Origin of the sequence: Nonomuraea sp. NPDC048916, from assembly GCF_040649575.1 — a bacterium.
Lineage (GTDB): Bacteria > Actinomycetota > Actinomycetes > Streptosporangiales > Streptosporangiaceae > Nonomuraea.
The window spans coordinates 1-12,640 of the sequence record NZ_JBEZFS010000058.1; the positions used below are offsets into that span (position 1 = coordinate 1).

The window sequence follows — 12,640 nt, forward strand, 5'->3', positions numbered from 1 at the left end:
CCCCCCCCCCCCCCCCCCCCCCCCCCCCCCCCCCCCCCCCCCCCCCCCCCCCCGGACTCGGCGGCACTGGTGGCCGCCGCGCCGGCCGGAGTGTCGGTATCCGCTCCGCAGGCGGTGAGCACGAGCGCGAGGCCACCGGCACCCACACCCGCGATCACCGTCCGGCGGCTCTTAAGGTCATCTCCCATGCGGCCACGGAACCGCACGTACGTGAGAAATTCATGAAAGGCGCCTCAGGCGAGCATGATCTTGTCGCCGTCCACCTTGATCTTCTTCTCCGGCAGCGGGTCGCCGGCGGGCCCACCGGCCACCGAACCGTCGGCGATGTCGAACTTGCTGCCGTGACACGGACAGTTGATCGTGCCGTTGGAGACGGTGGCGACCGTGCACCCCTGATGGGTGCACACCGCGCTGAACGCCCTGAACTCACCCTCCTGCGGCTGGGTGACGACCACCTTCTGGCTCTCGAAGACCTTCCCACCTCCCGCGGGGATGTCAGAGGTGTCGGCGAGCGCCTTGGCCGCCTTCGCCTTCTTCTTCGGCGCCGCGGACGACGGCTCCTCGGCCAGAGGCTCAGCGCTCGCTTGGGTCGCCGGGTCGCCGTAGCTCGCGCACGCGGTCAGCACCACGGCGAGCCCTGCGCCTCCGGCTCCGAGCACCACTGTCCGGCGCGTCGTTTCGGTCATGGTCGGTCCTCCCAGGTTCGGGTCTCACTACAGTTACGGCCAGCGCCCTCAGGCTGGTTCAGCGTGCCGTGAGCAGATCCCGGGAAACCACGCACAATTACCGGTTCACACCACCACGATGCCGTCGCCCTCGACCTTGACCTGGTAGGCGGGCAGCTGCCCGGTCGCGGGCCCCTTGAGGGACTTGCCGCTGTCGACCGCGAACTCACTGCCGTGGCAGGGACAGGTCATGACGTTGTCCCTCGGCGCGCCGACCGCGCAGCCGCGGTGCGGGCACACCGCGCTGAACGCCTTGTAGACGCCCTCGGTGGGCTGGGTGACCACGATCTTCCACCGATCGACGACCGTGCCGCCGCCGACGGGCACGTCGGCCGTCTTGGCGATGACCTGACCCTTGATGCCCGGCGCCGGATCGGGCTCCGCGCCACCCGCGCCGCAACCGGCCAGCGCCAGACCGCACGCCGCGACTCCGGCCACTCCCAGCGCCTCGCGCCGCCCGATCGCGGGCACGGCGGAGCCCTGCTCCGAACCCTTCATGTGTTGCCGACCCTTCCCCGTCGCCACCGACCCCCTGCAGGCCAGGCGAATTACCTGTCTTTCACCTTATTGGCGGCACCCCTCGGTCCCGCCGCCGGGTGGCGTGGGGCGCCATCGGCCACCCGGGCGGCGCCTCCGGATCGTGCGGGCTCCCTAGATCTCCAGGATCTTGCGCAGGAACCGCCCCGTGTGGCTCTCGTCGACCAGGGCGATCTCTTCGGGAGTGCCGGTGGCGACGAGGGTGCCGCCCCTTGAGCCGCCCTCCGGGCCCATGTCGATGACCCAGTCGGCGGTCTTGATGACGTCGAGGTTGTGCTCGATGACGATCACCGTGTTGCCGCCGTCGACCAACCGGCCGAGCACGCCGAGCAGCCTGCGGATGTCCTCGAAGTGGAGCCCCGTGGTCGGCTCGTCGAGCACGTAGATCGTCCGCCCGGTCTGGCGCCGCTGCAGCTCGGAGGCGAGCTTGACCCGCTGCGCCTCGCCACCGGACAGCGTCGTGGCGGGCTGCCCGAGGCGCACGTAGCCGAGGCCCACGTCGTTGAGGGTCTGCAGGTGCCGCCTGATCGCCGGGATCGCCTCGAAGAAGCCGAGCGCCTCCTCGATCGGCATGTCGAGGACCTCGGAGATCGTCTTGCCCTTGTAGTGGACCTCGAGCGTCTCGCGGTTGTAGCGGGCGCCGTGGCAGACCTCGCAGGGGACGTAGACGTCGGGCAGGAAGTTCATCTCGATCTTGATCGTGCCGTCGCCGGAGCACGCCTCGCAGCGGCCGCCCTTGACGTTGAAGCTGAACCGGCCGGGCTGGTAGCCGCGGACCTTGGCCTCGGCGGTGGCCGCGAACAGCTTGCGGACATGGTCGAACACGCCGGTGTAAGTCGCCGGGTTGGACCGCGGGGTGCGGCCGATCGGCGACTGGTCGACGTGGACGACCTTGTCGACATGGTCCATGCCGTTGATCCGCGAGTGGCGACCGGGCACCGCGCGGGCGCCGTTGAGCTCCTTGGCAAGCGCGGTGTAGAGGATGTCGTTGACGAGCGTCGACTTGCCCGACCCGGACACGCCGGTGACCGCGGTGAACACGCCCAGCGGAAAGTCGATGTCGACGCCCTTGAGGTTGTGCTCGCGCGCGCCCTTGACCGTGATCTGCCGCTTCCTGTCGCGCTTGCGGCGCTCGGCGGGGATCGGGATGCTCCTGCGGCCCGAAAGGTACTGGCCGGTGATCGACTCCCCGCTGCTCAGCAGGTCCTGGACCGTACCGGAGACGACGACCTGGCCGCCGTGCTCGCCCGCGCCGGGACCGATGTCGACCACCCAGTCGGCGGCGGCGATCGTGTCCTCGTCGTGCTCGACGACGATCAGTGTGTTGCCCATGTCACGCAGCCTGACCAGTGTGTCGAGCAGCCGCATGTTGTCGCGCTGGTGCAGGCCGATCGACGGCTCGTCCAGCACGTAGAGGACACCGACCAGGCCCGAGCCGATCTGCGTTGCCAGCCGGATGCGCTGCGCCTCGCCACCGGCCAGCGTGGCGGCCGCCCGGTCCATCGTGAGGTAGTCGAGGCCGACGTCGAGCAGGAAGCCCATCCGGGCGTTGATCTCCTTGACCACCCGCTCGGCGATCTGCATGTCGCGGTCGGACAGCCTGAGCCCGGCCAGGAACTCGGCGCACTCGCCGATCGACATGGCCGACACCTCGGCGATCGACCGGTCGGCGACGGTGACCGCCAGCGAGACCGGCTTGAGCCTGGCGCCCTCGCAGACCGGGCACGGGATCTCGCGCATGTAGCCCTCGAACCGGTCGCGCGAGGAGTCGCTCTCGGCCTCGGCGTGCCTGCGCTGCACCCACGGGATGACGCCCTCGTAGGCGGTGTAGTAGGAGCGCTGACGGCCGTAGCGGTTGCTGTAGCGGACGTGGACCTGCTCGTCGTGGCCGAACAGCAGTGACTTCTGCGCCTTCTTGGGCAGCTTCTCCCACGGCGTGTCGAGGGCGAAGCCCATGGCGTGGCCGAGCGCCTCGATCAAGCGGACGAAGTATTCGCTGGTGTGGCCGCCGGACCACGGGTGGAGCGCGCCCTCGCCGAGCTCGCGCTCGGGGTCGGGCACGACCAGGTCGGGGTCGACCTCCATCTTGGTGCCGAGGCCCGTGCACTCGGGACAGGCGCCGAACGGCGAGTTGAACGAGAACGAGCGAGGTTCGAGCTCCTCGAACGACAGGTCGTCGTAGGGACAGTAGAGGTGCTCGGAGTAGAAACGCTCGCGACCCGGGTCGTCCTCGGGCAGGTCGACGAGCTCGAGCGTGATCGTGCCACCGGACAGCTGCAGCGCCGTCTCGACCGAGTCGGTGAGCCTGCGCCGGGCCGACTCCTTGACCGACAGGCGGTCGACGATGACCTCGATGTCGTGCTTCTCGTACTTCTTCAGAACCGGCGGCTCCTCCAGCCGCACGACCGTGCCGTCGACCCTGGCCCGGGCGAAGCCCTTGGTCTGCAACTCGCGGAACAGCTCGCCGTACTCGCCCTTGCGTCCCCTGACGACAGGGGCGAGCACCTGGAAGCGGGTGCCCTCGTCGAGGTCCATCACCCTGTCGACGATCTGCTCGGGTGTCTGCCTGGCGATCGGGCGGGCGCAGACCGGGCAGTGCGGCTTGCCGATGCGCGCCCACAGCAGCCGCAGGTAGTCGTAGACCTCGGTGATCGTGCCGACCGTCGAGCGGGGGTTCTTGCTGGTGGCCTTCTGGTCGATCGACACCGCCGGCGACAGGCCCTCGATGAAGTCGACGTCGGGCTTGTCCATCTGGCCGAGGAACTGGCGGGCATAGGCCGAGAGCGACTCGACATAGCGGCGCTGCCCCTCGGCGAAGATCGTGTCGAAGGCCAGGCTCGACTTGCCCGAGCCGGACAGCCCGGTGAAAACGATCAGGGCGTCTCGTGGGAGGTCAAGTGAGACGTCCTTGAGATTGTGTTCTCGTGCACCACGCACGATCAGGCGGTCTGCCACGGCGATCCCGATGTCGAAGAGGCGGATGGGTCCACGGGGATGGTAGACGGGGGCTCCGACAATTTCGGTGGGTCGCGGTCAGCCCTCCGAAAATCCGTCCCTCTCAGGTTACGGCCTCCCGCCACCTCGACAGGATGCCTTTTCCAGTCAACCCTGTGACCTGCCCTTTTATGCCCTGGGCCGACCTTCCCCGCAGATGATGAAATATCCATCATGACGGTTCTACCCGCACTTCAGGACGAGCTGGCCGAGGCGACCCGCCGCCTGCTCGCCACGGCGGCCACGCTCTCCGACCACGACGTCACCGGCCCGTCCCTGCTGCCCGGCTGGACGAGGGGTCACGTGCTGGTCCACGTCGCCAGGAACGCCGACAGCCACATCAACCTGCTCACCTGGGCCAGTACCGGTGTGCGGACCCCGCAGTACCCGACCACCGAGGAGAGGGCCGCTCGGATCGAGGCCGGAGCCGCCCGCACCGCCGCCGAGCACCTGGCGGACCTGGCAGACAGCGCCGCCCGCCTGGCCGCGGCCATGGCCGACCTGCCCGAGCAGGCGTGGCGCGCCCCGGTCGCCGGCATGCGCCCGCCGCCGCACCCCGCGTGGTACATCGTGGTCAGGCGGCTGCGCGAGGTGGGCATGCACCACGTGGACCTCGGCGCCGGTTTCGGCCCCGCCGACTGGCCCGCGCCGTTCGTCGAGCGTGAGTTGCACGACTGCCTGCGGACGTGGCCGTACGAGCGGAGCACGGTCAGCGAGATCACGATTCGCGCCGGCGCGGACGCGAAGCCCGTCGCCACGTGGCGCGGACTCGGCCGCGGACCGGCGGTGGAGGGCGGGCCGGTCGACCTGCTGGCCTGGCTTACGGGCAGGTCCGCCGGACAGGGGGTTAGGGTGGTGCTGGAGGGGCAACGGCTGGCGCCCGGTCCGGCAGGCGTCCCGGCGCCGCCGCCGTGGCTGACGATGCCCGCTCCCGCTGATCTGCCCGACACGCCCCCGAAGGACTACCCATGACCTACACAGGCGACGTTCAGGTCGGCGGTCCCGCCGACGTCCGTGAGCTGCCCAAGCTGACGATCTTCAAGCTGGCCGTGGGGCCCTACGACAACAACGCCTACCTGCTGCGCTGCACCGAGACCGGCGACGGGCTGCTCATCGACGCGGCCGCGGAGGCCGACCGGCTGCTGGCCCTGATCGCCGACCAGCCGATCGGCTCGATCGTCACGACCCACCAGCACGGCGACCACTGGCAGGCGCTGGAGCAGGTGGTCAGGGTGACGGGCGCCCAGGTGGTCGCCCACCCGCTCGACGCGCCCGCGCTGCCGGTCCCGGTCGACCGCACCGTGGAGCACGGCGAGCGCGTCACGGTCGGCGCGGTCACGCTCGAGGTGATCCACCTGCGCGGTCACACGCCGGGCTCCATCGCGCTGCTCTACGACGGCGGCGGCACGGAGCGGCACCTGTTCACCGGCGACTCGCTGTTCCCCGGCGGGGTGGGCAACACCTGGAACGACGCCGAGCGCTTCACCCAGCTCTACACCGACGTGGTGGAGCGCGTCTTCGACCGGCTGCCCAACGAGACGTGGGTCTACCCGGGTCACGGCAAGGACACCACGCTCGGCGCCGAGCGTCCCTCGCTTCCGGAGTGGAAGGAGCGGGGCTGGTAGCTCAGCGCCCGGCGAGCACCTTGGCGATCCGCTGTGCCGCGAGCGCGGGGTCGTCGGCGATGCCGACGACCTCACCCCACGACCAGCGGTAGAACCAGCCGTCCGCCAGCGGCACGCAGTCGACCGTCTCGGCGAGCATCGCGGCGTCGGGGTCGCTGACCCGCAACGCCGGCGGATACGCGCGCAGCGTGGCGGTCAGCCCGCGCGCCTCGAGCTCCCGGGCCAGTTTGCCGAGGAAGTACGTGCGCGTGTGCTCGCGCGGCGTGGCCGACATGGCTCCATCAAAGCCGAAGAAGGCTGAAAAATCGCCTTAGTTGCTGATGATGCGCTCGGCTTCCCTGCGCTGCGCCCGCTTGTAGAAGAGCATCCGCAACGGGATCGCCGCCACCAGGGCAATCTGCATGGAGGCGCCGATCATGATCGGCAGGTCGCCTCCCTTGGGCCAGGCCACCCAGAAGGTCAGGAACGCCACATTCACCATGATCCACCCGAGGACCACCGCGGCGAGCTGCCCCTTGGGCTTGGGATACTCGATGCGGCTGACCATCAGCCAGGCCACGCCGAGCACCGCCAGCAGGGCGTAGATGCTGGGCTCGAACAACAGCACGATGGAGATCACGGTCATGGCGCCCATCGGAATGGGCAGGCCCATGAAGTCACCGCTCTTGGTCTTGACGCAGGCGAACCTGGCCAGGCGTACGACTCCCGCGACGAGCACGGCGGCGGCCGCGGCCACCACCGCGACAAACGGCACCTTGTCGGTGAAACCACCCCAGATCACGACCATGAACGCGGGCGCGAACCCGAAGCTGATCACATCGGCGAGGTTGTCGAGCTCGGCCCCCATCGCGGAGGCACGGAAACGGCGTGCGACCAGGCCATCGAACAGGTCACAGGTCGCGCCGATCAGCAGCAGCACCACCGCGGTCGCGAAGTAGCTCGGCGCCGGGGTGAACTCACCGCCGTCCTTGAGCGACTGGATCGCGGACGAGGCCAGCACGCAGACAGCGAGAAAGCCGCAGAGGGCGTTGCCCAGGGAGAGCGAGTCGGCGGCCGAGAGCCTGAACGCCTTTCCGACCGGACCCCGGGTTTCTTCCTCTTCGGCCTGCCAACTGCCGGCATCAGCCGTGGTCAATTCTGGTCACCCCCGCAATCGTCTTCTCACCCACGGACACCGCGGGAGAGATCCCTTCGGGAAGGTAGATGTCGACCCTGGAGCCGAACCTGATGAGGCCGATGCGGTCGGTCTGCGCGACTTTGGCGCCGGCGCTCAGATACGGCACGATCCTGCGCGCCACCGCGCCCGCGATCTGCACCATCTCGATGTCACCGAGCGCGGTGTCGAAATGCCACACCACGCGCTCGTTCTGGTCGCTGTCCTTGTTGAAAGCCGGCAGGAACCCACCCGCCACATGCTGCACGGAGGCGACATTTCCCGCAAGAGGGGCACGATTGACGTGCACGTTCAGCGGGCTCATGAAGATCGCAACCCGTGTGCGGCCATCTGGCCAGGGGTCGATGCTCTGCACGACCCCGTCGGCCGGCGACAGGATGCGACCCTCGCCCGGCGTGCGGTCGGGGTCGCGGAAGAACCAGAGCATGCCACCGGTGAGCGCGCTCAGCGGCAGCGCCGCGAGCGCCCATCGCCGGTCCCGGCGCGTCAGCAACGCGGTGGCGGCCGCCGCGGCCACCGTCGGAAAGAGCCACGGGGACACCCCGCGCGCGAGTCTGATGCGGCTCGACTTGGCAGAATCGTCTGACACGGACAACCTTTGGTGGTGACTGGACTGGGCGCTTTGCCGTGATGTTGCAGAGTCAGCAACTATTACACGGCGGAACTACATAAGCAAAGCGCCTCGAAAGCCATTTAGCTAGCCCTGGTAGGACTGCTTTCCTCGCTCTTGCGCGTGTCTACGCGGGCCTTGATCAGGCTGGCCACGGTGGTGATGACCATGGTGCTGCCGATGACCGTGAGCGACAACCAGATGGGGATTTCGGGCGCCCAGGAAACCCCACTGGCGTGCAAGGCCTCCGATATCAGCTTAACCCCGATGAACCCGAGGATGAACGCCAAGCCGTAGCTGATGTAAACGAGACGCTGCAGCAGACCACCAAGCAGGAAGTACAGCTGACGCAGGCCCATCAGGGCGAACGCGTTGGCGGTGAACACCACGAACGGGTCGGTGGTGAGGCCGAAGATCGCGGGAATCGAGTCGAGCGCGAACAGCAGGTCGGTGGAGCCGATGGCGATCATCACGATCAGCATCGGCGTGACCATGCGCTTGCCGTCGATCTTCACGGTGACCTTGGAGCCGACGTATCCCTCGGTCGTCGGGAAGGCCCGTCGCACCCACCTGAGCAGGACGTTCTCGTTGAAGTCCTCCTCGTCGTCGCCCTTGAGGTGCCCGCGCACGATGTTGGCCGCGGTGTAGATGAGGAACGCGCCGAACACGTAGAACAGCCAGCTGAACCGCTCGAGGGCGGCGGCGCCGAGCGCGATGAAGATGCCGCGCATGACCAGCGCGAGCAGGATGCCGATGAGCAGCACCTTGTGCTGGTAGGCCTTCGGCACGGCGAACCGGCTCATGATGATGAAGAAGATGAACAGGTTGTCGACGCTCAGGCTGTATTCGGTGATGTAACCGGCGAAGAACTCACCCGCCTTGCCGGCCCCCGCCGTGATCCAGAGCATCACGCCGAAGGCGGCGGCCAGAGCGACGTAGAACGTGACCCAGTAGCCGGCTTGCCGCATCGAGAATTCGCGGGCTTCGCCCCGGTCCACTATCCACAGATCGACGGCCAGGACGACCAGCAGACCGCCGATCACAGCGATCCAGGCCCACAAGGGTACGCTCACGTGGCTAAACCTCCGGCATGCGAGAATGTCTGCCGGAGGTCTCTCCCGCCCGCCACGAGCGCGGACCGGCAGCCCCGGGGGCCCCGTGGGGTGGGGCTACACCGTGATGACGAGGCTGCCGCGAAGGGATACTCCCCTCCCTTAACGCACGCAGTATACGAGAACGCGTAAGCCGCGCCTAATCCTTCGTGCGATCTTCCTGTCCATAATCGGACATAACTCTCTCCACCGCGTCATCGGCGTCCGGCAGCGCCGCCCCGCGTCGCGCGGACGCGGCCGCCATCCTCGCCACCGCCTCCGGATCCCCCACCAGCGTGCGGACGGCGGACCGCAACGCCTCGACGTCCCCATAGGGGACCAGCAGGCCGGCTCCGCCGAGCAGCGCCGGAATCCCGCCCACCTCCGTCGCGATCACCGGCCGGCCCGCCATGAGCGTCTCGCTGAGGCTGAGCGGCTGCCCCTCCCACCGGGCCGTCACCAGCACGGCGGTGGCGGCGGCGAGCAGGTCGGGCACGTCGTCGCGGTTGCCGAGCAGCATCACCGGCAGCCGCTCGGCGTCGATCCTGGCCTGCAGCCGTTCGCGCAGCGGCCCCTCCCCCGCCACCACGAACAGCGGCGAGCGGCCGGGGTCGTCGTCCGGCCACGGACCGCGCGCGACGTCGAGGAGGGTGTCGAGGCCCTTCTGCTGCGCGAGCCTGGCGACGGTCAGCAGGATGGGCCGCCGCCCGGCTCCCAGCTCGGCCCGCACCTCCTCGGGGCGGCGTCGCGCGGGTCCCGGCGGGGGCGCGGGCACCACTGCGGCCCGCACGTCACGTGCCCCGAGCGCCGACATCCGCTCGCCGAGGTCGGGCGAGACGACCAGCACGCGATCGGCCCGTCCGGCCACGACGCGCTCCAGCAGCCTGTAGACGAAGCCGATCAGCCCGCCGGCGGTGAGCGCGTTGTGCAGCGTGACCACCAGCGGCGCCCGGGCCGGGCCGCCTCGGGGCGCGCGGCGGCCCAGCGCCGCGAGCGCGCCGGCCCGCAGGCCGTGGGCGTGGACGACGTCGGCGCCCATCGCCAGCCGCCTGATGACGAGCACCGCCCGCGCGTCGTTGAGCGGATGCGGCCGGTCCGAGACGGGCACCTCGACGAAGCGGGCGCCCGCCCCGGTGTAGGAGAAGCGCTCCTCGACGCCGCGCGGCCCGGCGACCAGCACCTGATGCCCGCGCCGGACCAGCCCCTCCACCAGCATCCGGACGTGCCTGCCCGTGCCGCCGGACGTGGTGCCCAGCACGAATGCGACCCGCACAGGAGTTCCTCCCTCTCAGGACCCGCCGGATCCGCGCGGCACCCCGCCGCGCGTGAGCCGGCCGGCCACCATCCGGGCGTCGGCCCGGTCCACCAGCGCGACGACCAGCCCTCCGGCGGCCGTCGCCACGATCGCGGCCAGGACGGCCGCGCCCACGTTGGGCCAGATGCCACGTGCGCCGAGCCAGGCCACCACGGCCGCGCCGGCCAGGTAGCCGGCGCCCCCTCCCGTCACGGCGGCCAGGGCGGCCCGGCCCAGCCCGTTGGCCGCCCCACGGCCCCGGGCCGCCACGACGGAGGCCAGCAGCAGCGCGCCGCCCACCGTCATGCCCACCGTCATGCCGAGCGCCAGCCCGGCGATCTTCCACCCGTCAGGCAGGGCCGGCACGAGGACGGTCTGCGCGGCCATGACGACGAGCCAGCCCGCCACCGTGCCGGTCGCCGCCGCCCGGCCCCGGCCCGCGGCGTACAGGACCCGGGTCAGGTGCGCGATGAGCCCGTAGCCGATGAGACCGGGGGCGAACAGCGCGACGGCCCGCGCGAAGTCGGCGGCGGGCACGTCGCTCTTGAAGCCGAGGAACACCACCGCGCCCGGCCCGGAGACGGCGGCGAGCACGCCGGCGGCGAGCCCGGACACGAGCACCACCGCCCGCGTGGTGCCGGCGGCCAGCGTGACGAAGCCGCCATGGTCGCCCGCCTCCGCCTGCGCGGACAGCCGCGGGAACGCGCTGGTGGCGATGGGCACGGCGAGCACCGCGTAGGGCACCAGGTAGATCGCCCACGCGTAGTTGTAGACCACGATCGCGCCGTTGCCGATGGCGTTGTTGGACAGCAGCAGCACGACGATCATCGCGGCCTGCTGGGCGAGCAGCGCGGCGACCCCGGCCAGCGCCAGCCTGCGCGCCTGTGCCGCGACGCCCTCGGGGAAGCGCAGCGTGGGCCGCCATCGCAGGCCGAGCCCGGAGGTGGGGCCGATCACGGTGAGCACGAGGGCCAGCACGCCGAGGCTGGTGCCGGCGGACAGGGCCAGCTCGGCGGCCGTGGGCACCGCGGCCGGGTCGGTGTGACCGTCGCTGAGCGGGACGAACGCCAGGTAGGCGACGATGACGACGACGCTGGAGACCAGGGGGGCGAGGGCGGGCGAGGCGAAGCGGTGGTGCGACTGGAGCACTCCGTAGAGGACGACCGCGACGCCGTACAGGGGGATCTGGGGGGCGAACACGACCAGCATGCGGGTGGCGACCGCGGTGACCGCGCCGGCGTCGCAGCCCTGCAGCGTGTCGCCGAAGAACAGCCCGGCGATGGGCTCCGCGAGCAGCGCGGTGAGCAGGCCGAGCGGCACCAGCACGACGACCACCCAGGTCATCAGCGCGGAGCTGATCCACTCCACCCGCTCGCGCCCCGCCGGCACCCCGGCGCCACCCGGCGGCTCGGTGGCGGAGCGGCCGGCCGCCGCGCCCGCGAGGACCGGGACGACCATGCCGGCCAGGGCGCCGCCGACGACGACCTCGAAGATGATGTTGGGCACCTGGTTGGCGGTGGCGTAGGCGGTGGCGAGGCAGTTGGTGCCGATGGTCTGGGCGAAGGCGTACTGCTTGGCGAACCCGGTGACGCGCGCCAGGATCGTGATCGCGCCGATGAGCATGGCCCCGCCCGCGACGCCACGCGCCAGCCTCGGCGTCACGATGCCCGCCCGTGCCTGCTCACGCTGACATCCTGGCAGGCCGCACCGACGATCCCGCCGTCGAGTCGGCTCCGGTCACACGGCGCCGGCCGGGCGGCGGCCGAGCATGTCGAGGTGGTTGAGGGCCCGGTTGCCCGCGATCACCTTGGTGAAGCTGATCTTCTCGGCGGCGGCCGTGAGCGCCACGACGGTGCCGAGCAGCACGAACCTGCCCGGGCGGCCGAGCTTGGTCACGGCCGCGAGGCCGAGCAGGGCGCCCAGCGCGTTGGCGCCCGCGTCGCCGAGCATGGCCCGCTCGCCCAGGTCCTCGGGCAGCAGCGCGGCGGCGGCGCCCAGGGGCACGGCGGTGAGGGCGGCGCTCACCGGCCGGTCGCGAAGCAGGCAGGCGGCCAGCAGCGGCCCGCCCGCGAGCAGCCCGACCTTGATCGCCCGTCCGGGGCGCAGGTCGAAGAGGTTGGCCAGGTTGGCGGCACCGGCCACGGTGGCGCCGTTGACCAGGGTGTCGACGGGACCCTGTGAGACGAGCGCGGCGGCGCCGAGGCCGGTGGCGCCGATGCCGAGGATCTTGACGGCGCCGCTGGTGACCTCGCCGCGCGTGAGCGCGCTCAGGTGACCTTTGAATCCCTTGGAGGACGTCGTGCCGTAGAGGTCGTCGTAGGCGCCGAGCGCCCCGCTGCCGCCTCCGGCGAGCAGCGCCGCCAGCCGGACGCGGGCGGGGAGGCCGGGCGCGAGCGCGAGCGCGGCGCCGGAGCCGGCCACGAACGCGGGCCCTTCGAGCAGGGTGATCGGCTCGCCCCGGTGGTTCTTGCGGGTCCAGCGGTCGCCTGGGTCCTGCGTCCGCGCCCGCGTGAAGGCGGTGTAGGCGGCGCGGGCGGCGGCCGCGCCGAGGGCGGCGCCGGCGAGGGCGTAGAGCAGGCCACGGGCCATG

Annotated in this window: 12 protein-coding genes; 2 read left to right on the forward strand and 10 right to left on the reverse strand. The window is 70.9% G+C overall.

Annotation, left to right across the window (positions count from 1 at the left end):
• Window positions 1-233: 233 nt before the first annotated feature.
• The 3 genes from AB0C16_RS37240 to uvrA all read right to left on the reverse strand — a co-directional run bounded on the left by AB0C16_RS37240 (window position 234) and on the right by uvrA (window position 4,217).
• Window positions 234-686, reverse strand: coding sequence for a Rieske 2Fe-2S domain-containing protein (locus AB0C16_RS37240; protein WP_357690361.1), 453 nt, complete (start codon window positions 684-686; stop codon window positions 234-236).
• Window positions 687-791: 105 nt separating this feature from the next.
• A complete protein-coding gene (locus tag AB0C16_RS37245) occupies window positions 792-1,223 on the reverse strand; it encodes a Rieske (2Fe-2S) protein (protein ID WP_357690363.1) in 432 nt (143 codons plus the stop codon).
• Window positions 1,224-1,376: 153 nt separating this feature from the next.
• Window positions 1,377-4,217: an excinuclease ABC subunit UvrA gene (uvrA, locus tag AB0C16_RS37250; RefSeq protein WP_357690365.1), complete on the reverse strand. Its 2,841-nt coding sequence runs from the start codon at window positions 4,215-4,217 to the stop codon at window positions 1,377-1,379.
• A gap of 213 nt (window positions 4,218-4,430) precedes the next feature.
• Here uvrA and AB0C16_RS37255 point away from each other — a divergent pair, with 213 nt between their 5' ends.
• Window positions 4,431-5,228 carry a maleylpyruvate isomerase family mycothiol-dependent enzyme gene (locus AB0C16_RS37255; protein WP_357690367.1) on the forward strand — a complete coding sequence of 266 codons (798 nt, stop codon included), beginning with the start codon at window positions 4,431-4,433 and terminating at the stop codon, window positions 5,226-5,228.
• Window positions 5,225-5,881 carry an MBL fold metallo-hydrolase gene (locus tag AB0C16_RS37260; RefSeq protein WP_357690369.1) on the forward strand — a complete coding sequence of 219 codons (657 nt, stop codon included), beginning with the start codon at window positions 5,225-5,227 and terminating at the stop codon, window positions 5,879-5,881. Before AB0C16_RS37255 ends, AB0C16_RS37260 begins: the two co-directional genes overlap by 4 nt.
• A gap of 1 nt (window position 5,882) precedes the next feature.
• Here AB0C16_RS37260 and AB0C16_RS37265 read toward each other — a convergent pair whose 3' ends face one another.
• From AB0C16_RS37265 to AB0C16_RS37295, 7 genes are all read right to left on the reverse strand, one after another.
• Complete coding sequence (locus AB0C16_RS37265) at window positions 5,883-6,155, reverse strand: hypothetical protein (RefSeq protein WP_357690371.1); 273 nt, start codon at window positions 6,153-6,155, stop codon at window positions 5,883-5,885.
• A 36-nt stretch (window positions 6,156-6,191) separates the two neighbouring features.
• Complete coding sequence (pssA, locus tag AB0C16_RS37270) at window positions 6,192-7,016, reverse strand: CDP-diacylglycerol--serine O-phosphatidyltransferase (protein ID WP_357690373.1); 825 nt, start codon at window positions 7,014-7,016, stop codon at window positions 6,192-6,194.
• Window positions 7,003-7,644, reverse strand: a complete 642-nt coding sequence (locus AB0C16_RS37275; RefSeq protein WP_357690414.1) for a phosphatidylserine decarboxylase — start codon at window positions 7,642-7,644, stop codon at window positions 7,003-7,005. The genes pssA and AB0C16_RS37275 overlap by 14 nt, the downstream gene beginning before the upstream one ends.
• Window positions 7,645-7,748: 104 nt before the next feature.
• Window positions 7,749-8,738 carry a TerC family protein gene (locus tag AB0C16_RS37280; RefSeq protein ID WP_357690375.1) on the reverse strand — a complete coding sequence of 330 codons (990 nt, stop codon included), beginning with the start codon at window positions 8,736-8,738 and terminating at the stop codon, window positions 7,749-7,751.
• 178 nt (window positions 8,739-8,916) lie between these two features.
• Entirely contained in the window at window positions 8,917-10,029 is a 1,113-nt protein-coding gene (locus tag AB0C16_RS37285; RefSeq protein WP_357690377.1) for a glycosyltransferase family 4 protein, read from the reverse strand.
• Window positions 10,030-10,044: 15 nt separating this feature from the next.
• Entirely contained in the window at window positions 10,045-11,712 is a 1,668-nt protein-coding gene (locus AB0C16_RS37290; RefSeq protein WP_357690378.1) for a lipid II flippase MurJ, read from the reverse strand.
• A 75-nt stretch (window positions 11,713-11,787) separates the two neighbouring features.
• Complete coding sequence (locus AB0C16_RS37295; RefSeq protein WP_357690380.1) at window positions 11,788-12,639, reverse strand: hypothetical protein; 852 nt, start codon at window positions 12,637-12,639, stop codon at window positions 11,788-11,790.
• Window position 12,640: the final 1 nt, after the last annotated feature.